Source organism: Dactylosporangium sp. NPDC005555 (assembly GCF_040605635.1).
GTDB lineage: Bacteria > Actinomycetota > Actinomycetes > Mycobacteriales > Micromonosporaceae > Dactylosporangium.
Genome location: NZ_JBEXDG010000056.1, coordinates 24,250 through 46,629, shown reverse-complemented (window position 1 = coordinate 46,629; position 22,380 = coordinate 24,250). Strand labels below are relative to the sequence as shown.

Below are 22,380 nucleotides of genomic sequence, written 5' to 3'. Positions count from 1 at the left end.
GCAACCTCCCTCTACACCGGCACGGACTCGGCGACGGTCCGCATCTGCCAGGTGGCCGGGGCGCCGGGCGGCACCGACACCGACCACACCGACACGTAGAGCGCGAACCGCCCCGACAGGTCCGCCACCTGCTGGGTCGCGGCGAACGTCAGCGTCATCGTGCCGCCGGCCAGTCGCACCGACAGCGGTTCGACGTCCGGCAGCGGCGCACCGGCCGGATATCTGCGGCGCCACGCGACCGGGTCGCCGACGACCTCCTTCGGCCAGCTGCCCCGCCACTGGCCGTGCACGAGCAGCTCCGCATACGCCGCCGGCGGCAGGTCACCGGAGAGCACCCGCTCGCCCAGCGCGGCGACCGCACCGGCGTCGGCGAGGCGGACCGCGGTGCCGTCGTGCCGCATGAGCAGATACTCCCGCGGCGCCGGGCCGTCGAAGTCCTCGTCCTCGCGGGTGACGGCGACGACCGCCGCGACGAAGGACGCCCGCTCGGCCTGCAGCAGCCCGCGCACGACCTCCACCGACAGCCCGCGCTCCGCCGTCGACAGGTCCACGACCGGCGTGTCGGTGCCGTCGCCGACGGCCTTCATCCACTCGATCGTCTCGTCGTCGCGCAGCACGTGCCGCCTGGCGAACTCGACGAGCCGGTCAGCACTGATCGTCACCAATCGTCCTCCGTCCAGTCACGGATCGCGGCGTCCAGCAGGCGCCGCTGCACGAACTGCCCCAGCGGTTCGGTGTCGAACCGCACGGTGCCGACCTGCCGGCCCGGCCGCAGCCGCACCGCCAGCTCGTCGAGCAGGTCCGCGGTGACGGTCGCCACCACGTCCGGCAGCACCACCCAGGCCCGCTGCGGCGACCACCGCGGCACCGGGTCGTCCGGGCCCGGCCGCCACGGCCCGCGCAGGTCCCGCAGGTGGTCCCGGATGCCGGCGGCGCGCTCGGCGAGGCCGACGGGCCGGGGGACGTCACCGTCGAAGCGGACGAACGACACCAGGTGCTCGGCCGGGTGCAGCCCTTCTGCGCGTTCCCGCCAGTCCGGGCCGGCGCGGCGGTAGAGGCCGCCGAGCAGCTGCGCGGCCGCGTCCGCCGCGTCGAACCGGACGCTGAAGTCGGTGCCGCCGGCCAGCTCCCGCGGGCTCGGTGTGGCCGCCGCGGCGAGCCGCGCGGCCGCTTCGAGGCGGTCGGCGGCGGCCGGCATCGGCAGGCCGGTCGCGAGCAGCCGCGGTCCGCGCAGCGACGGGCGCGGCCGGGGTGGGTGCGGGGCGCCGGTGACCGCGGTGCGCAACGCGGCGGCGAACTGTGCCGCGACAGCGCTCAGCTCACCTCCGGCAGCACCGACCGTCACGGCCGGCCGGCCCGGGGCGAGGCGGCCGGTGAGCTCACGCAGCAGCCCTCCGGCGAGCGTGTGCCACAGCCCCGGCATCGCCACGACCGTGCCCGGGGCGGGCGGCGGCGCCGCGGTGATGCGCTGCTCCCACGCCCGGACCGCGTCCGCGATCCCGACCGGGCGGCCGTCGTCGTCCACTGTGGACGCCAGTTGCCAGGCCGGGTCGGCGGTGCCCGGCAGCGTCGTGCGCGGCAGTGCGGTCAGCAGCATCTCCAGCTCCGACCAGCGCCTGCGGCGCTCCTGCGGCCAGTGCGCACGGCCGGCTGCCGGGGCGTGCTCGGTCAGCATCCGCGCCGCCGCCGAGTACACCCGTTCGTAGCGCTCCTGCACGTCAGATCACCCTGCCGGGGCCGTCAGGGCTGTCGGGCCGCAGCAGCGCCGCGAGTGCGCGGGCGTTGCGCGGGGACAGGGCGGCGTCGTCGAGGTCGGGCAGGAACCAGCCGGCGAACTCCGGACCGTCGGTGGGGAAGAAGTGCGCGGCGGCGAGCGGCACGAGATCCCGGTGCAGCCCGGCGAGGTCGACCAGGTCGAGCCGGACCGCGTCGGTGATGACCCGGCGGAGCTCCACCTGGTCCATGTGACCGCGGACGAGATCCAGGACCGTGCGGTGCGCGACGGTGACCGGGAGCCTGCCATGGACGGTCACCTCGTCCGGGCGCAGTGTCTCGACCAGCACCCGGGTCGCGCGCGGCGCGGGCAGCGGCTCCGGTGCGATGAAGCTGACCCGGCCGAGGCTCGGCGCACCGAGCCGCCACGCCCGGGCCGCGGCCTCGTGCGACAGCACCGCGTCGGCGGTCACATCGCCGCCGGCGCCGGGCCGTTCCCAGGCGAAGACGGCCGGGCGCAGCGCCAGCCAGGCCGCGTAGGGATACGCGTCGATCGGCTCGGTCGGGCTGCCGCGGACCTCGAACACGTCCCAGTCGACCCTGGTCAGCAGCACCCGGCGATACAGCTCGGCGCGCATGGCGGGGTCGACGCCGGCACGTTCCAGCTGCGCGGCCGTCATCAGCCCGCCCTGCCGGCCCGCCACCGCCGTGACCGCCTCGAACGCCCGCTCGACCGTCATGCCCCGCCCATCTCCGTCCACGTCCATCATGCCGCCGGTCCCGGGCCACCCTGGTCGCCACGCCGCCCGCCATCCGTGCCGCGGCCCGGATCCGCGGAGCGACCGGGGCCGCCGACCCCGCCGGCTGCGCCGTCGTCACCAGCACCACGCCCGGGACCACCGGCCCCCGTCTCCGGCCCGGTGATGGCGCCCGGCTGCGGACCGGCCGACGCCGCCCCGGCCACGCGTCCCGCTGCCGGCCCGGTCACCACACCGGGACCAGTGCCGGGTGTGTGCGGCCGGACCGCGCCGCCCGGGCCCTGCACCGTGTCGCGGGACGCGCCAGGTGTCGCCTCCACGATCGCCTGTGCCAGCCCGGTGGCCGCGTCCTGCCAGGTGTAGCCGGCCAGGGCGGCCTGCAGCCGGCCCGCCTCGACGCGCCGCTGGACGTAGTCGCGGCGCAGCTCGGCGACCGCGCCGGCCCACACCGCGGCCCGCGCCGGCTGGTTGCCCGCGAGCCCGGCGTCCGGCACGACCGCCGCCGGGCCGGCGGTGCCGGGGATCCGGCCGGCGTCGGCGAGGAACTGCCCGAACCCGCTCTCGGCGGTGACGAGCACCGGCAGGCCGTGCGCCGCAGCTTCGGCGCCGGACAGCCCGTACCCCTCGACCTTCGACGGCATGACGGCCGCGTGTGCCCACTGCAGGTCCTGCAGCAGCTCGCCGCGATCGGTGGTGTAGGGCAGCAGCTCCACGACGCCGGGGCGGCCGACGGCGGCGTCCGCCTCGGCCTGCAGGACCGCCAGCTCGTCGGGCTGGACGCCGCGGACCCGCACCTGCACGGCGATCCCCCGGCGGTCGAGCTCGGCGACGGTGGCGATCATGTCGGTGTAGCCCTTGACCGGGTCCGAGGCCCGCCCGGTGAAGAGCAGGTGCATCCGCTCGCCCGGCGGCGGCCCGCTCACGTCGCCGAGCAGCTCGATGCCGGGGATGAGTTCGTGGAAGCTCGGCGGCCGGGTCGCGCCCTCGGCGAGGTTGCGGGCCTCGGCGGTCAGCAGCGGGCCGACGCCGACGACGAGGTCGCTGTTACGCACGACGACAGCCTCGCGGCGGGCGTACTCGGCGCCGAGCTCGGCCCGGCCCTGGATCTGCGCGTACCGCTCGATCGGCATGTGCAGCACGTCGACGAGCGCGGCCGACGGGTACCACCGGTTGCGGATCTGCATGGCGGCGGTGCTCGAGAAGCGGGAGTGCCCGACGACCACGTCGTAGGCGTCGCTGTTCGCCGGTGGCAGGCCCTCGACGGCGTCGGGCTGTTCGCGGCGGCTCAGCTCGTACAGCTGCTCACGCGGGGTCATGCCCTCCTTCGGCGGGACGGAGCGGATCACCGCGGCACCGTGCGGTTCGGTCTCGCCGACAGTGAGCAGGGTGACCTCGGCGCCGGGGTGCGCGGCAAGCGCCCTGGTGATCTCGCCGCTGGCGACCGGCAGGCCGCCGAGCCCGGCACCGCGACCGCTGGCGTGTGCGACGACGAGGACCCGCAGCCGGCCCGCGGCGACGACCTCACCGGCGGGCACCGGGTCGGCACCGGCCCACACCTGCCGCGCCGGGTCCCACCCGCCGGTCGCCTCGCGGGTGCGGTTGAGCAGCGGGTCGAGGAACGCCTTCGCGACCGGCAGGGCCTCGGCGACGGTCCGCAGCGGCAGGCCCGGCGTGCCGGACGCGTACTCCGCGTAGCCGGCGTGCCAGTCCGGGTTCGGGATGTAGAACTTGGCCGGCACCCGCAGCGGCTCGCCCTGCTCGATCCGCCACGTGAACTCCTCGAGCAGCATCCGCTGCACGGCGGCCGCGTCCCACGGGCGGTTCACGACCAGCAGCATCGTGTCGACGAGGTCCTGCACCCGGTACGGCAGGTCACCCGTCTGGCACGACCACGTCCCCTGCGTGCGGGGCAGGCAGTCGCCGCACTTGGTCTGCGCGGTCTTGACGCCCTGGGTGAACATGCCGGACACCTTGTGGGCGAGGGTGTCGGTGAGCGAGATGAGCCGCAGCTGCGGGCTCTCCCCCGGCACACCGGTGCGCATGATGTGCTCGGGGAAGTCGACGAGCTCCGGCTGAGCCCACATCGGCCGGCTGCGCGGCGGGGCCAGGTCGACGCTGACCTCGGCGACGAGCCGGCCGTTGAGGTAGGCGTCGTGCTTGAGCCGGGCACCCTTGCCGTGCTGCAGCGGCGCCTCGTACGTCTGCGTGAAGGTCAGGTGGTCGCCGAGGCTGCGCTGCAGGGCCTCGGTGTACTGGCGCACCATCTCGGTACGGGACGCGCCGGTGTGACCGACGAGGTCGATGTCGCTGGTGACCCGGGCATCCGGCCAGCGGGCCAGCAGCGTCTGCCCGCCCTTGATCATCCAGTGCTCGGGGTGGGCGGTGAACACCCGGGCCATCACCCGCTGCAGGACGAACTGCCGCAGCTCCTGTGCGGCCGTCGTGCCGCGCCGTTCGGCGACCTCGGCGACCCGGTCGCTGAGCTCGTGCCAGAACAGGTCGGCCGGGGTGATGCGGTCCGGGCCGAACACGGCACTGATCAGCTCCGGGCCGTTGGGCTCGGGGTGCAGGTACCGCGCGGCAAGCCCGGTGTCGAGGTCGGAGCCGTCGGTCAGCCAGCGGGCCCGCGGCGCCAGCTCGGCGTTGTCGGCGGAGGTGAGCCGCTCCAGGCCGAGCAGGAAGTCGCGCTGCCGCTCGTGGGCGGGTCGCTCGCGGTCGATGGTGACCTTGGCGAGGGCGGCGCGACGGTCGGCGGCGGTGGTGCCATCGGCAAGGCCCTCGACGGCCGCCTGGCGCTGGGCCTCGCGGCTCGGCTGCGTCGCGTGCTCGGTCTCGTGCACGACGCTCGCCGCCGCCTCCACGAACGGTGTGCCCGGCCGCAGGAACACCGCACCGGCCCGTTCGCTGTAGCCGGCGTAGCGGTGCACGCCCGGCGCGACCTGCTCCAGCATCGCGGCCGCGACCCGCCTGCCCTGTTCGCCGAGCACCGCGGCGGCGTGCTCGCCGTCCATCGGCACCGCCCGGGACAGCTCCTCGGCGTAGCGGGCGGCGAAGCGCGGGCCGAGGACCTGCTCCGCGAGCACGACCGCGACCGCCTGGTCGAGCACGTGGAACCGGTGCGTGGCCGGGTCGACGCCGAACACCCGCCGGGCAAGCCCGGCCGGGTCGAGCGGGTCGGCGAGCTCGTCGCCGAAGGCGCGGATCCGGTCGCTGAGGTCCCGCAGGGCCTCCTTGAGCGGCGTGAGGTCGCCGCTGTGCCGGGCGGCGGCGGCCAGGTCCTCGACGTTGTCGGCGGCGGCGCGGATGACCTGCAGGTCACCCAGGCGCGGGTCGCTGCGCGGCAGGCCGGCCGCGACGGCGTCGACCGAGGTGCGCACGTCGCCGGGGATCTGCGCGGCGGTCGGCCGCGACGGATCGGCGGGGCGCGGCGCCCAGCCGCCGAGTTCCGAGTCGATCCCGCGCAGCTCGGCGGCGGGGTCGGTGAGCGCGGCCCGGATCGCGTCGCTGAACGTGCGGTGCCCGTCCGGGTGGCGGGACCACTGCTGGAACTCCTCCCGCAGGTCCAGGCCGTGCCGGTGGGCCTGCTCGACGAGCGCCGGGTCGACGCTCGCCCGGGCGGTCGCGAAGCCGGTGTCGGGGAAGTCGGTCTGCAGCGTGCCGTCGGGGGCGGCCCGGTAGCGGCGGACGGTTCCGTCGGCCTCGGTGACGTCCAGCAGCACGTCCGCGCGGCGGACCTGGGCCAGCTGCAGCGCCGCGGTGATCGGGTCGGCGGCGTCGGGGTGCCGCGCCGCGGTCGTGGAGAGCTTGATGAGGGCCGTCTCGGTGCTGCCGCGCGGGTCGAACCGCCACTGCGGGCTCGTCCCGGCGCCGGCTTCCTGCCCGGCGCGGATGGCGTCCAGCTCGTGCTGGAAGAGGGTGAGCACCGCCCGGCCGGAGGCGGCGTCCGGCATCTGCACGGACACCTCGATCGTCTCCCGCCCGCCGGGCCCGACGGTCTTGGCGACGAACGTCAGGTGGTAGTCGACGCGGGTGGTGACGGTGCGGGCGGAGCTCTCCTGGAAGTCGCTGGTCTCCATGCGGGCACCGGACGGCGCGGACGTCTGCTCGGCGGCCGCGGCGCCGCCGGTGAAGCGTTCGCTCAGCCCGCCGAGGCTCGTCTGGTCCTCGGCGAGGGTCCGGCCGGTCAGGGCGAGCCGGGCCCGTTCGTCGCCGATGCCGACGGTGCGCTGCGACCGGTTGACCCGGCGGATCTCGGCGACCTCGATCTCGGAGGTGACCCGCAGCTGCGACTGCTCGGCCCGGACCCATACCTGGACCATCCGGTTCTCCCGGGCCGGGTCGCTGAGCGTGATCGACGGGTGCCCGCCGGGGCCGGCGACGCGTTCCAGGGCCGGGGTGTGCGCCAGCGCGGACAGCTGCCTGCGCAGGTCGGCGTCGCGGGTGGCGAGCCCGGCGCGGCCCAGCAGGTCCTTGCCGGCGAGCCGGTCGCTGATCACCTCGTGGAGCCTGCCGATGTCGGCGGTCTCGACGACGGAGCGGTCCGGCATCGGCAGCTGCCGCGGGTCGGCCGGGCCGTCGACGACCGCCGACGAGCGGGGCACGAGCTGGTCCTTGGTGGCCAGCTGGACCAGCGAGCCGCTGACGACGCCGTCGGAGCCGTTCGCCGCGCCGTGCCGGGTGACCAGGTCGGCCATCCGCCGCGGCAGCTGCTTCAGCGGGTGCGGCACCGACCGGGACACCTCGATGTGGATCTCGATCGGCCGGCGCATCCGCACGACCCCGTCGGCAATCATGAGGCCCTGCACGACGGTGCGCTGCCCGCCGACGGTGCCGGACCTGGTGTAGCCGCGGTTGGTGCCGCCGCTGGCCTCCGGCGTGTCCAGGGCGGTGCCGTGCCCGCTGCCGCCGGTGCCGTACCCGTACCCGCTCACCCGTGTCTGCTCATGCTGGGCGTACGCGTAGTCCTGCAGGATCGGCAGCACGTCCGGACTGGTGCCGATGGGCGTGCCGTCGCCGAGCGTGGCGGTGATCCGGACGGTGACGTGCTCGACCCACAACCGGCCGGACGGCACCGGGAACGAGGCCGTGAACCCCTCCGGGGACAGCATGCTGTCGAGCTGCCCCGTCCAGCGCTTGCCGGCGAGGCTGCCGGACAGCCCCTGCCACAGGCCCGGCAGCCGTTCCGCCGCGCCCGGCACAACCCGCTCGACCCGGGCCAGGACTTCCTGGAACAGCTCGACCGGCCGGCCGTCGCGGGCCGACAGGCGGATCGCGGGCTCCAGGACGCTGTGGCCGAGAGCCTGACCGAGGTGGTCGGCGAGGCGCAGCGCACCCTCCGCCGGCGGCACCGCCGGCAGTCCCTGCTCCTGGCGGATGATCGCGCCGATGCGGGCCGCCGGGTCCGTGACCGTCCTCGGCACCGACGCGTCCGGGAACTGCTCGCCGAGCTTCCAGGCGATGCCGGTCGCCAGGTCCGGCGGCGTGCCGTACCGGTCGAGGAGCCCGGCGACGACCTTGCGGTCCAGCGTCAGGTGCCCGGTGCTGTAGCGGTGCAGCGCGTCGGCGATCATGTCGGCCGGGACGGGGTGCTCACCGGCCGCGTGGAGCTCCAGCGCGACGCGTTCCGGGATGGCGTAGACGACGTCGCGGGCGGGGAGGCTCTCGTGCGCGGTCCGGGTGCCGCCGAGGACCTTCGGGTGGTGCTCGACGCCGGTGATCTCCACGTCGACGGGCATGCGGTAGATGTACTGCTTCTCGTTGCCGCTGGTGTGGATCCGCAGCCGCTCACGACCGTAGATGCGGGTCGAGGTGTGCGACTCGGCGTCGAACCAGCTGCGCGAGCCGCGCAGGCCGCCGGCGGCGTCGCCGACGGGAACGCCTGCCACGTCGGTGTCGGCGCCGAGGTCGAGCCCGCCGCGCAGCGAGCCGCCCGCGTCGCCGCCGACCTGCCGGCCGAACGTGACCGCGTCGGCGCCCATCGTGAAGTTGATGTCGCCGACGACGAGGTCGGTCTCGCCGACGAACTGCGACGCGCCGGCCCGGCCCTGGATGGTCAGGCCGGCCCGCAGCGGGGTCACGCCGCGCGGGTCGACGGCGAGGTCGGTGCGGTGGCCGGTGAGCAGCCACTCCGGGTTGGCCACCAGGCTGCGCACGTTGGCGAACGACGTCAGGTGGGCGTGTGCGGCCGACTCCGGCCGGGCGCCGTCGGGCAGCACCCGGGAGACGGCGTCCCACACCCCGGCGGCGTCGAGGTGCAGCACGGTCGCCCAGCTCAGCGCCGTCGGCGAGGTCGGGGGTCCGGTCCGCGGCGCGGGCGGCAGGACCGGCGCACCGGCGCGGGGCAGCAGGTCGGCGGGGAACAGCACCCGCGCCGAGCCGTCCCGCGACGCGACGAAGCTCTCCCCGCCGTGGGCGTCGACCCGCACGACCTCCAGGACGTGCGGCACCTTGAAGATCGCGGTCCGGCCGCCCTCGACGAGGGTCACCTGGTTGACGGTGTTGCCGGTGCGCCAGCCGGCGCTGCCGGTCACGGTGCGGGCCCCGCCGAGACCTGCCCCGCCCGGCACGACAACACCGTCGCCAGGGGTGAGGCCGGCGACGCCTTCCCCGCGCACTGCGAGGGTCGAGGTCCGCCCGCCGGTGCGCGCGAACGTCGACGAGCCGATGTCGAGGTTGACGACGGTCTCCGCGGTGGTGTGCCCGACCAGCTCGGCGCGGTCCCAGTCCTGTTTGATCCGCAGCCGCAGCGTGACGTGCTCCGGTGCGAGACCGGGCCGCTGCCGGACCAGGTCGACCAGGATGCCGTCCTGCGCTGCCTGGTCGTAGGCGGCCTCCAGCCGGGCGGCGGAGATCTCGGTCAGGGCCCGCAGATTCGCCTGCTCCGCGGCCCGGCGCAGCGGGGCGCCGGACAGCCGCGGGTCGCCCTCGGCGTCAGGTCTCGGCAGCAGGTTGTCCTGTGCCAGCTTCGCGGCGACATCGAGGCGCAGCGCGTCGGCCCCGGTCAGGCGCTGCACGAGGGCGGGTCCGGCGCCGTCGATGCCGCGTGCGCCGATCCAGTCCGGGAGACGCTCCGCCCTGTTCGGCGGCGCGCCGGTCACCGGGTCGTCGCGCAGGACGACGCTGCCGTCGGGCCGGTGCTCGACAGCGGCCTTGTCGACGGGCAGGCCGTAGCGGTACGCCTCCGGCTCCGGCATCCGGAACAGCCCGGTGCTCTCCACCGAGCGGGTCAGCATGTCGGGCCGCGACGGCTCCCACCCGGACGGCTCGACCGTGACGTCGTGCACGACGCTCAGCCGGTAGCCCTGGGTGTGCCCGGAGTAGCGCTGCACGCTCGGGTGGATGGCGGTGCCGCCGGCGCTGATCCCGTCGCGCGCGCTCGACCCGGACGATACGGTGCCCTGCAGCCCGGCGGTGCCGAACGGCAGCTCACCGGCGTCGGTGCGCGGCCCGGCCGTGAGGTCCGCCTGCCGGGAGCCGCCGATGGTCACCGACCCCGAGGCGCCGGAGAACGCGATGCGCAGCCGCTCCTGGTGGTACCTGTCGCTCGCGGTGCCGATGAGCTCGGCCGAGCCGGGCACGACCCGGGTGTGCACGGTGACGGTCGCGACGACCCGCCCGCCGTCGGTGATCGGCCGCTGCACCCCCGCCGGGTCGCTGATCGCGTCGCCGAGCAGGCCGGGCAGTTCCTCGACGACGAAGGTGCGGACCTGCTGGCGGATCGGCCCGCCGACGTGGCGGTACTGCTCCGGCAGCATGCCGACGACGGTGTCGTTGAGCCGTTCCAGGCCGGTGAGCCCGGTGACGACGTGCTCCGGGAACCGCTCCGCCCGCGGCCGTCCGGCCGGCAGCGTGTCCGTCGCCGTCTGTGGCAGCGCCGGCTCGGTGTAGGGGTGCGGCACCCACAGCTGCAGCCCAGTGGCCGGCCCAGCGGCCGGCCCGGCGGCGCGGTCACCGACGGGGACCGGGTCGGTCCAGACCGCGCCGGGGCGGCCGGGCCGGACCTGGACGGTCCAGTGGCCGTCGACGTCGAACAGCGCCGACTCGCCACGGTTGTCCGCGACGGCGCCGGTGAGGCTGAAGTCGTTGCCGGACCCCTGCGCGGAGAACTGCCGGCGCAACTCGCCGCCGAAGTTCAGGGTGGCGTGCCGGGCGATCTCCTTGACCACGCCGAGCGCGCCGGGGGTGCCGTCGGCGATGGCCGCGTCGAGGGCCGCGGCGGCCGGGAACGCCACCGCCGGGCCGGAGTTGCGATTGAGGGCCGCGCCGAGGGTCCGCCCGGCGGTCGCCTGCGGCATGTGCCCGGTGATCACCTCCGACGAGCGGGTCGGCGGGCGGGGCACCTCGACCGCGTCGCCCGGGTGGAACCGGACGCGGACCTCGGCGGCGCCCATGCCGACCGGGAACACGGCCCCGTCCTCGCCGCCGGCCTGCCGCCACACCGACTGCAGGATCCGGTCGGCCTCGTCGGGTCGCAGGGCGACGTCGACGTCGGCGGCGTCGAGCAGCGCGTTGACGGTGTCGGTCACCGCGTCCAGGTGCGGCATGCGGCCGCTCGGCACACCCGCCGTCAGGACCTCGTGCGGCGGCTGGGTCGCGGCCACCGCCTGCCGGTAGGTCTCGAACGCAGCCGTGGCACCGTCGACGTACTCGCGCAGCCGCGCCGTGTTGCCGCCGCCCAGCTCCAGCTGAACGAGGTCGAACGCGTCGCGGGCGGCGGTCGCGGCGTCCCGGGCCGCCCAGAACCGTTCGGCCGCGGCGTAGTGCCTGGCGGCCTCGTCGGCGGCCTGCCTGGCCTCGACGCCGGCCCGGGCGGCGCGGGCGTCGGAGCTGCGGTCGGTCCGGTCCTGCTCCGCGGCGCGGTCGGCCGCCTTCGACGTCGCGGTCTCCTCGGCCTTCAGCGCGGCATCGATCCGGGCGGTGACCCGCTCGTCAAGGGCCCTCGCGGCGCGGTCCAGTGTGCCGCTGAGCTCCGTGATGGATTTTGCGGCGGGTGTACCTGCGGCGACCCGCACCTGCTCGGCGACCTGCCCTGTGCGCAGCGGCGCGTACGGGTCGGCGCCGTCACCGGTCCGGTCGGCGGCTCCGGCCGCGCGGACCGCGTCGCGGGCGTGACCGGCAAGCTCCCGGGCGGCGGGTGGCAGCACGTCGCGGCGCCACGCGTCGGCGGGGTTGTCCGCGACGACCCGCTCGGCGACGCCACGGACCTGCTCGGCGACGGTGTCCGGCAGTCGGCTCAGGGCGGTCAGGGCACCTTCGGCGCGGGTGCGCCCGCCGCGGCCGTAGACGTCGGTCTCCGCACCGAGAATCGCCGCGGTCTCGGCCCGCAGCAGCGCTGTGCCGGCGCCGTCGGTGAGCCGGGCGCGCAGCCAGTCGCGCAGTGCCGCGACGTCCTCGGCCGGCAGCTGCCGGACCTGACCGTCGTGCCCGGTCAGGTGCAGCGACCCGGCCGCCGGGCCCGGTGCGACGCCGGCGGCGAGCGCGGCCGGGTCGGAGCCGACGAGCAGCGGCCACGTCTCGGTGAGGATCGCCTCGGCGAGCAGCCCGTGCAGCGGCCCGGCGACGCCGTCGGGCAGCGGCTCGCCGCGCAGCGCGTCGAGCCGCGTGGCGTCCGATGTGGACAGCCGGTCGAGCAGGGCGGTGCGCCACACCTCGCGCAGCGCGGGCGGGGCCGCGTCGTGGCCGCGGGCGAGGACCCGGGCGGCGGCGAGGTCGGCGTCACCGGCCCAGAGCACGCCCAGCCGGTCGCCGAGGGCGGTGACGATGTGCGCGGCGAGGTCCGCCGCGGCACGCACGCGCAGCGGCTCACCGGCCGGCCCGGCGGCCCGGTCGGTGAGTGCGGCGATGGGCTCGTGCACCGGCACGGTCACGGTCTCGCCGCCGGCGGTGCGGACCTCGATCACGGCGTCGCCGCCGGGATGCGGGCGGGCGTGGTCGACGAGGCCCGACGCGGTCAGCTCGGGCAGCGCACCGGCGACGGCGGCCCGCACGTCCGCGTGCCGCCGCTGGGCCGCCTCGGCCCGCCACGGCGCACCCGGATCGGCCATCTCGCGGGCCGCCGCGGCAAGGTCCGCGGGCAGCCGGTCGACGACGCGGGCGGCGGACTCCGGGCCGAGCCGGTCCAGCAGCTGCCCGATCCGCGGGTCGGCGGAAGCGTCGGCGGCACGGGCCTGCAGCTCGGTGGTGAGCTCGGACAGGACCGTTCGTTCGGCACCGGTCAGCGGGGTACGGCCGAGGAGCCGGTCCTTCAGCGTCGGGCCGGGTTCGGGTGGCGCCGCTCCGCGTTCCACAGTGGACGGTGGCGGTTGCAGGGCCGCGACGTGCTCCCAGCCGGGTTCGCGCAGGTTCAGGTACAGCTGCTGCTGCGCCGGGGAGAGCCGGTCGGCGGGCACCTCAGCGTCGATCATCCGCCACAGTGCCGGGGCGTTCGGCCCGTCGAGCCCGAGGTGCCGCAGGTGCGCCCGCAGGTCGGCGATCAGCGCCGCCCGCTCCGCCGGGCTCTGCTCCGCGACGATCCGCCCGACGCGCTCCTGCACGTCGCCGACGCCGCCGCGGTCGTGGTCGGAGAGCCGGTCGCCGGCGGGTGCACCCGGGCGGTCGATCAGCACGTCGGGTCGCGGGTCCGGGCCGGCCGGTCCCCACCATCCGCGGCGGTTCTGCCGGGCGTCGACCTCCCACGTCTCGTGGGTGAACGTGCCGAGCAGGTCGGGGCTGTCGGCGTGCCGGTCCGACAGCACGACGGTCGCGTCCGGCTCCCGCGCCGGGGCGCCCTCGGCCACCTCTGTGCGGGCCCGCAGGTCGCCGACGTCACCGGCGGTGACCCGCATCCGCAACGGCTCGCCCGTCCAGCGGTGCACCTCGACGTCGGCGGCGACGACGGTGCCGTCCGGGCCGGTGTGCACCTGGACCGGGCGGACCTCCCGGACCACGGAGTCGCTCAGTCGGTGCGGCTCGGTCGGCTGGACGCGTTCCCAGAACGACCCGGCGACCCGGGCGGGGTCCGGCTCCGGAAGGCGGTCGGCCTCCGAGCGCGTGCCGTGCACGACGGTCGCGGTCACCGGCCGCTGCGGCGGGCGGTCGCCGGGGGTGTCGGCCCAGTCGATCCGGTCGTGGCCGAGCAGCGGTGTGGCCAGCGCCGCCGGGTCGTGCTGCCCGACGACCCGGGCGCGGACGGTGAACACGTCGAAGCCGGTCTGCTCGATGCCGAGGAGCCGCAGCCGGGTCCCGGCCGCCAGCAGCACACCGGCATCGACGGGCGCGTCGGTCAGCGCGTCCATGCCGGTCATCCGGGTCTGCGCCGGTGCCTCGATCGCCAGCCGGATCCGCTCGAACTGCAGCGGTGTGCGCGCCGACGCGGGCAGGAACCCCTTGTGCGTGACGGTCGCACCGACCATCCCGGCGAGCCCGGTGACGTCGGGCAGGCCGAGGGCGGCCGGCGACACGGCCGCGTGCAGCAGCAGGTCCGCGCCGGCCGGGCGCATCGCCGCCTGGATCCGCAGCGCGTCGGCCCGCTCGTCGCGGCCGCCGATGCGGCCGTCGTGATCGATGTAGGTGTCGACGTTGCGCCCGGCCATGGTGGGGTACCGCTCCAGCGCCGCCCGGATCGGCTCGGGCAGGTCGGCGGCGGGTCGCTGCGCCCGCTCCAGCGGGCCGAACCTGGCACTGTCGGCCGGTTCGCGCCACGGCACCCGCGTCGTCACGTCCAGCGCGGCGCGGGCCTCGTGATAAGCGCGCCCCTGCGGTGTCTCCAGCCATGCGTCGACCTGCGAGCTGGAGTGCCCGCGGCCGGGTGCGCCCGCCGTGGCGTCGAGGCCGTCGACGACGCGGGCGGCCTCGGGCACGGTCAGCCCGGACACCCCCGACGGGGACGACCTGCCGATCCGGGTGCTCTCCTCGCGGAGCATGTCGTAGAGCTGCTCCGGCGACCGGGCAGCCGCCAGCAGCGACGGGCCCTCCGCCTGCAGCCGCGCGGCGACCAGCGGGTCGACGACGGCCGGGTACCGCGCGAGGACCTCGGCCCGCATCGCCTTCAGCGGAGTGCCGTCGGCGCCGACGGCGGCTGCGGCACGGTCGATCTGGCCCTCGCCGACGGCCCGCACGGCGGTGACGGCAGCCGTGGCCCGCTCCGGCGGCATCCGGCCGTCGAGCAGCTCACCGACCAGCTGCCGCAACTCCGGCAGGAGCGGCTCGACCCGGGCCGGCGTCGCCGATCCGCCGGTGTCCCGGGCGGGCAGCGGCGGCCCGGCCGTCTCGGCCATCCCGAGCTCGATCCGGGCGCGCAGCAGGTCCGCGCCGAGCCAGGCGAGCTGGTCGTCGACGGTGAACACCTGCCGGTCGGAGGCGAAGGACAGCGCGTCCTCACCGGCCGGGCGTTTCGACGACAACAGGTTGTGCACGTTGGACACGTCGACGTCGAACGTGACGCCGCGGGTCGTCGTCACCCGCAGCACCGCACCGGGAACGCCGAGTTCGTCCTGCCGGGCGGCGGGGCTCGTGGTGACGCGGTCGACCCGCGCGACGCCGGGGATCTCACCGGGCCTGGCGATCTCGCCGACGGCCGCCGTGAACGCCTGCTCACCGCGCAGCCGGCTGTAGCGGCTGCTGTCGCTGGCACCGGACTCGACGTCGAACATGCTGACGTCGGCACCGCCCTCGCGGGCCTTCTCCGCCAGCATCCAGGCGTGGTCGACGGTCGGGACGTAGTGCCCGCTGCGGCCGCTCACCGACACCTGGCGGCCGTTGACGGCGACGAACTCACCGGCCGACAGGGTGTCGCCACCGGCGAGGAACGACGCGTGCTTCGCGTTGAGCCGGCCCATCTGCGACTCGTGCAGCGCGTAGGTCCGCAGCGTGCCGGGCTCGACGACGAAGTGGTACAGCCCGTCCAGCGGGACCCCTTCGGCGTCGTACCACAGCCCGTCACGCAGGTGGATCTCCATCGACGCGCGGGTCTGTGCGTCGAAGTACGGCACGCGGTCGCGGGTGTCCTGGAGGCGGATCTCCTCCGCCAGCCGCATCGCCGGCAGCGAGTCGTGCGTGCGCGGACCGGTGACCTCGACCCGCGGCACCGGCACCGGGAGCTCGACCGCGTCGGTGAACAGCGCCGTGTCGACAGGCTCGCGGACGTGTTCGAGCCGCCGGGCCAGTTGCAGCTCGATGCCGTCGGGCGCGCGCAGCTCGATCCGCGGCGGCCGGCCGTCGGTCCAGTAGGCGGGGTCGGCGGCGGCCTGCAGCAGCCCCCGGACGTGGCCGGTGAGCGCGTCGACGGCGTGCGAGTCGAACCGGCCGGCGCGCGCCACGACCTCCGGCGGCGGGGTGCTGACCCAGGTCCGGCCGCCGTCGGCCGCCTCGAGGAGAGCCCCGGTCAGCTCCGGGGAGCGCGGAAGGTCGGGCAGGCTTGCCAGCTCCGGGCCGGGCCGCGTGCCGGGCACGAACGCGGGCGGCTCCAGCTGCTGGGTGCCGTAGGTGCGCCGGACCCCTTCGATGGTCTCGGCGATGCCGGGCAGGGCGTCCTCGGCGAGGTTGTACTGCACGTGTGCGCCGGACTGCCCCGGCCGCTTGAACATCTGCCGGTCCAGCTCGAGGATCTCCCCGGCGATGACGCCGCGCTGCCCCGGCGGGGCCTGCTCGAGCGCCTCGGACAGCACCTTCAGCTGGGCGAGCAGCTGCCTATCGTCACCGTTGAGCTTGAACGCCCGGCCGTCCGGCCGCAGCGCGCCGGCCTGCTCGCTGTCCTGGCCCAGGAGCCGGTTGACGAACCCGCTGACCTTGCTGCGGGTGCCGGCGACGTCGACGGCGTGCGCCTCGAGGGCGCGTGCGGTGAACCTGTCGAGCCGGGCCGCGTCGTGCAGCACCGACTCCGGCACGACGACCTCGACGGCCGGCTTCCCCGCCACGGTCGCGGCCGGGCGCACCGGCGCCTCCGTCGGCGGCAGGTCACCGGTGCGCGGCAGGGGCTCGGCGGCGGTCCGGAAGGCGATCGGCCGGCCCTTCTCCGGCTGGACCACGACGTGGTCGGCACCGGCCGACACGCTCCACCGGGCGTCCGCGGGCAGGCCCCGCCGCACCGAGTCGGCGATCGCCGGGACCAGCTCCGGGCCGCCGGCGAGCCGGTCGACCGGCTCGGCACGGTCGAGCCCGTCCGCCACGGACGTGTCGAGCCACTCGGTGAGCGCCGTGCGCAGCTGCTCCGGGTGCAGCCGGCCGGCGAGCGACTGGGCGACCCCTGACAGGTCGGCGACGACCGGTACCCGGCCGGGGACCATGACCCGCACCTGACCGTCCGGCAGGGCCTCGACCCGCGAGCCGGGGACCGCCGCGTCGACGCGGGCGGCGTAGAGGTCCACCACGTCCTCGACGGCCTGCCGAGCCGCGCCGTCGAGCCGCACCGGCTCCACCCGCGGCTGCGCCACCTTGAACGACAGGTCGATCCCGGCCCGGCCCAGCACGTCGGTGACCTGGTGCAGGTACTCGGGGGCGATCCGCTCGCCGGAGAGGAACTGCACCACACCGTCGACGACGGCGATCTTGCCGTAGCCCGCGAGCGGCATCCCCAGGCTGCCGGGGGAACGGTCCGGCCCGACCACCAGGAACGTGCCGTCGGTGCCCATGCCCCACAACGCGACGCCGTCCGGGGCGAGCGCGCGGGTGTCAAGGCGGCGCCCGTCACCGTCGAACAGCGCCGACCGGCCCGGCACCACAGGGTCCGGCCCTGCCGTCACCCTGGCGCGGGCCTGTTCGGCGGCGCTGAGTGGTACATCCCGATATCCCGATGCAACGTCCGGCCAGGCGTGCAACGGCCGGGACCCGCCGTCAGTTGCACGCCTGGTCGGGCCGCGTTCGAGCTCCGCGCCGTCACCGAACGCGTCGCGGGCCAGCTGCTTGCCGTTGGGCAGGGCGCGGACGTACTCGTTGACGATGTGCTGCCGGACCCGGCTGTCGGACTCCAGCAGCCACTGGTAGTCGCGCGGCACCGCGGCGTCGTGCCCGTCGCGGGCGAGCTGCGCCGCCGTCCGGCTGCCGGCCATCCCCTCCAGGAACTGGCGCTGCTGCTGGAACGCCGCGTATTCGCGCTCGAACAGCCGCTGGGCGATCGCGACGTCCTGCGCGTACGGGTCCGCGATCTCCTGGCGGAAGGCCACCACCTCCCGGGACCAGCTGGGCTGCCGCGCATGCGTCGTCTCGTGCACCGCCGTCGACGCGACCTCCATCAGCGACCTGTCCGGCCGGATGAGCAGCCGCTCGAGCCTGCCGTCGTAGAGGCCCTTGACGTTGCCCTGGACGTGGTGCTCGATGTTGCGGTACTCCCGCGCGGACAGCAGCTCCCTCGCGTGCGCCTCGTGCAGCGGCACTGCCCGGTCGAGCTGCCCGATGACAGCGTCGGCGACGTCGCGGGGCATGACCCGCTCGACGGCCGCGCCGATGATCGCCCGGTCCATCGGGTGGAACCGGTGGGTGACCGGGTCGATCGCCGTCTGCCGGTTGACCATCTCCACCGCGTCGAGCGGGTCGACGCCGTGCAGGTCGCGCCACGCCTCGTCGACCTCGGGACGGCGCTGGTGCTGGTCGTGCTCGACGATCGTGTGCCGGTCGCCGTACTCGCGGACCTGCCGGCTCAGCTCCCGCACCCCGTCACGGACCGGGGCCAGGTCGCCGGTCGCCCGCGCCTCCTGCAGCAGCGCGTCGAGCCGGTCCGCCTGTGCCCGGACCGCGTCCAGCGCCTCGAGCCGCTCGGTGAGCCGCGGCGACGGCTCGAACGTCCGCTCCAGCCGCGCCTTTGCCTGGTCGACGAGCTCCCGGACGTTGTCGGTGAGCTGCTCGCCGGTGCGGTACCGCGTTCCGTAGTGCTCGCTGACCCGCGGCGGCCGGTCGGCGCGCTCGAGCTCGACGGCGGCCTCCGCCTCCTCCCGCAGCCGTTGCAGGGCGGCGTCGATCTCCGCCTTCGACTTCGGGGTGCCGCCGTCGGTCAGGTGGTCCTGGATCTGCCGGGCCAGCTCAGGCGGGGTCGACCTGTCGGTGAGCCGGGCACCCACCCACTCCGGGGTGATCTCCCGCGGCGGCGGCGACCCGGCCGGGGTGGTGTCCCGGACCCGCACCTGCTCGGCACCGATGACGGGCACCTGCTCGGCGGGCCGCACCGGCACCACCGGGTCGGCGGGCTTCGGCGGCGTCTCGACCGGGCTGTCCGGTGTCCTGACGGGGCCGTCCGGCGTCGCCTTCGACGGCGGTATCAGGTCGTGCACCGAGTCGTGCAGCGCCCGCCACGCCGCCGGCAGCTGGTGCAACCCCGACGCGGGCACCGCGACCACCGCCGGTCCGGTCTGCACCCAGCGTTCGCCCGCCCAGACCATCTCGGGCCGCACGATCGCCGGGTGCCCGCCCGCCAGGATCGAGTTGACCTGCGGGGTGAACCACACCGAGTGCCCGTCCGGGAAGTGGGCCACCAGCCCGTGCTTCTCGAGCGTGATGCGCACCGGCGAGTCCGGCTGTACGTTGCCGAGGATGTCGTCGATGTACCGGTTGAACGCGTCGCGCGTCACCTCCGGCGTCGAGAGCCCGTCGCGCGGCGGCACCCCTTCGACCTCGACCGGGATGATCCGCGGCGGGACCCGCGTGCCCGGCGCCGGCGGGCGGCCCGTGATGGGGTCCGGCCCCTGATCGGGCAGGCCGTCCGGCAGACCGGGTGCACCCCGGCCCGGCGGCACGGAGGTGTCCGTGGCGTTGCGCGGCTGCTCCGGCAGTGCGCCACCGGTGCGGGGCTGCGGGCCGCGCACCGTCTCCACCGGCACCGCCGTGCCGTCCGGCGGGCTCTTCAGCCACGAGTCGACGACGTTGAGCGCCTGCCGCAGGCCGATCGCGACCTCCGCCGGGCGGGTCGCCGGATTGCCGGCCCCGACCCGTTCGTCGACGACGACACGCACCGGACCGGCGGGGCGGCCCGGTCCCCCGTCGTCGAACCGCAGCTCGGGGAACTCCACCCGGATCCGTGCGCCGCCGGGGTTGCGGCCGATCTCGATGTGTACCTCGGCGAGGCCACCGTCGCGGAACCACACACCGTGCAGCCCCTCGCCGAGCGCCGCCACCCGGACGGCCTGCCACGGCGTGGCGAGGTTCGGCCCGCGGGCAGCCGCACCGGCCGGCGCGGGCACCCGGTCGACGGCCCGGTCGACGGCGACGCGCAGCCCGGCGGCGTCACCGGCCACGTCGGCGCCGAACGACCGGCCGAGCGTCAGGTTGCGCGGCTCGGCCCGGGTGAACTGCCCCGTCGCGGCCGGTTCAGGGTAGCCGTCGCGCAGCCGCTGCAACTCCACCGGGATCTCGGCGGGGCCACGACCGGCGGCGGGCGGTCCGGTGGTGACCGGGTCGGCCGCCGGATCCCGTGCGGGGTTGACGGCCGTGTTCTGTGCCGGGTCGGTCCTGGGTCCTGTGGTGCGGTCCGTGCCGGCGGGGCCACGGTCGACCGGTCCTGCGTCACCGGGGCGGTCGAGCAGCGGCGGCAGGTCACCGCCGTCGGCGGGGCGGCCGTTCCTGCCCGCCGCGGCGCCGTCCTCGGGCCTGGTGACCTCACCGGCCCTGCCGTTCTCCCCGGGCCTGCCGTGCTCCCCCGGCCTTGTTGTCTCGCCGGGTCTGGTGGTCCCGCCGGGCTTTGTGGTTTCGCCTGGCCGTGCGGACTCGCCGGGTTTGATCGTCTCGGCAGGACTGCCGTTTTCGCCCGGCCTGATGGATTCACCCGGTCTGATGCTCTCGCCGGGGCGGATCGTTTCGCCGGGCCTGACGCCTTCGCCGGGTCTGATGGACTCCCCCGGTCTGATGGTCTCGCCGGGGCGCAGGGTCTCGCCGGGGCGGGCCGTGCCGCCGTCCACCGGGGTTTCCGGGCCGCGGACGAGGGTGCCGCCGTCGGCCGTCCGCAACGCCTCGGGGCCGCGCACCACCCCGCCGCGGTCGCCCGGGACCTCGGGGCCGCGCGGCGGGCCACCACCGTCGACGAGGGCGTCCCGGCCGCGCAGGACACCGCCGTCGACCTGCGGGCCGCGGATGGCCGGCCCGGCAGGCTGGTGCGGGCCGCCGGGAGGGCCACCACCGCCCGGGCCGCCGGGGGGTGGCGGTGACCCGGCACCGAACGACGACCCCGACGCGATCTGCGGCTGGTCCGACACGACGATCGGGTCGAGCATGTGCCGGTGGACCTGGATCTTGCCGTTGGGGTCGATCACGCCGTACTCGCGCAGTTGCCCACCCTCGGGGATGGTGCCGCCCTCGGTGCGGAAGAACGCGGCACCGCGGCCCGGCGCGTGCCACTGCTCGACGCCGTTGAGGTTCGCGATCCTCGCGGGGACGTGGGCGCCCTGCGGGGTGTCGAACCTGGTGATGAAGCCGGGCCCGCGCTCCGCCGGCATGATGTGCACCGACTGGCCGATCTTGATCGGCATGTGGGCCGGATTTGCGGTGAAGTGGCTGGCGGCGCCGAAGACACCCCCGACGAACGCGCCGTGCAGGACGCCGTCCTTGATGCTCTCACCGGTCGCGGCGTTGAAGAGGCCGCCTGCCACACCACCGCCGATGGCGTGGCCGAGCGGGCTGCCCCACATGCCCGCGCCGAACAGGGCACCCTGCGCCGCGTACACCTTGACCTGATCCAGGTCGAGCAGACCCGGGTCGAGGTTGCGCTTGTCGATGATGTGCAGCTGACCGATGAGGTTGCCGCCGCCCATGAACAGCCCGCCCATGGCGATGCGGGTGCCGAGATACTTCGCCAGCTCCGTGCGGAACGACACGTTCGCCGTCTGCGCCGCCGCCTGCTGCATGAGGACGCTGCGGGCGGCCTGCTGACCTGCCGCGTCGACGCCGAGGCGGCCGAGTGCCCCTTCCATGGCGCGGCCGCCGACCCGCGCGCCGAACTGCCGGGCCAGCTGCTGCTCCAGGGCCCTGGCGTAGGCGGCGCGGGTGGCCCGGCCGGCGGCCATCGTCGCGGCGCGGGAGCCGACCGACCGGCCGATCCCGGCGGCGACGCTGCGGCCGAGGGTGTTGCGGATGAGCCCGTTGGTGAGCGTCGAGCGCAGCCACTGGTTGGCCATGCGGTCCGCGACGGTCCGTGCGATGACGTTCCTGGGCAGCAGCCCTCGCACGATGCCGGCGCCGACGTTGCGGGCGAAGTTGGGCAGTGTGGTGCGCGCGAACGTCGTCCCCGCGGTGCGCAACGCCGGCAGGGTCGAGCGGGCGAGGACCGGCAGGGAGGCGCGGGTCAGCGCGGGCAGGGCCGTGCGGGTCAGCGCGGGGGTGGCCGTGCGCACCAGCGTCGGCGCGACCCGTGCCAGGAACGGGGTCAGGCTCCTCAGCGCCACCCGGAGCGTCATCTGGCCGATCGCCGTGATGGTCTTCGTGGTGGCGATGCCGATGAGCCTGCCGGTGGTGAGGAACGCCGGGACCACACCGCTGAGCGAGGCACCGCCGGAGAAGAACGCGGCGATGACGAGCTGCAGGAGCAGGGCGCCGAGCATGATGAGGTTCAGCGCGACCATGAACTCCTGCAGCTCGATCTGGAAGCCGAAGCCGTCCAGACTCTGCGACAGGGAGCTGAGCCCCTCCATGGTGGCGCCGACCGCCCGCAGGTAGTTCAGCCACTGTTCGGTCCACTGGACCGCGCCCTGGCTGGCCCAGTTCTCCATCAGCGCGTCGGCGACGTGGGAGACCTCTTCGTAGAGGTCGGCGAGCTCGTTGGCGGCGTCGGCGTAATGCCTCGCCAGCGTGTAGATGCTCTCCTTGTCGGCTTCGGGGACCCTGCCGATGATGAGGTCGCGGGCCATGTTGCCGGAACCCGGGATGTGCTCCTCGAGCTCGACGAACCATCCGATGATGGTGTCGATGACGTTGTCCACCGTCACCCCCGCCGGGTCGCCGGCAGGCGCGCCGGGCG

General features: G+C 75.7%; 4 protein-coding genes. All 4 read right to left on the bottom strand.

Features of this window, described 5'->3' with window-relative positions; translation table 11 throughout:
• Positions 1-11 precede the first annotated feature (11 nt).
• From ABZS58_RS40165 to ABZS58_RS40150, 4 genes are read right to left on the bottom strand one after another with little or no spacing between them, the layout of a single operon-like run.
• Positions 12-662 carry a hypothetical protein gene (locus ABZS58_RS40165; protein ID WP_354788929.1) on the bottom strand — a complete coding sequence of 217 codons (651 nt, stop codon included), beginning with the start codon at positions 660-662 and terminating at the stop codon, positions 12-14.
• A complete protein-coding gene (locus ABZS58_RS40160; protein ID WP_354788928.1) occupies positions 659-1,717 on the bottom strand; it encodes a hypothetical protein in 1,059 nt (352 codons plus the stop codon). The genes ABZS58_RS40165 and ABZS58_RS40160 overlap by 4 nt, the downstream gene beginning before the upstream one ends.
• A gap of 1 nt (position 1,718) precedes the next feature.
• Positions 1,719-2,453, bottom strand: a complete 735-nt coding sequence (locus tag ABZS58_RS40155) for a hypothetical protein (RefSeq protein ID WP_354788927.1) — start codon at positions 2,451-2,453, stop codon at positions 1,719-1,721.
• 26 nt (positions 2,454-2,479) lie between these two features.
• Entirely contained in the window at positions 2,480-22,342 is a 19,863-nt protein-coding gene (locus ABZS58_RS40150; RefSeq protein WP_354788925.1) for a glycosyltransferase, read from the bottom strand.
• Positions 22,343-22,380: the final 38 nt, after the last annotated feature.

Excerpts from the sequence above, each read along its gene's own strand:
- ABZS58_RS40155 (WP_354788927.1), bottom strand. The coding sequence starts at position 2,453 with ATGACGGTCGAGCGGGCGTTCGAGGCGGTCACGGCGGTGGCGGGCCGG.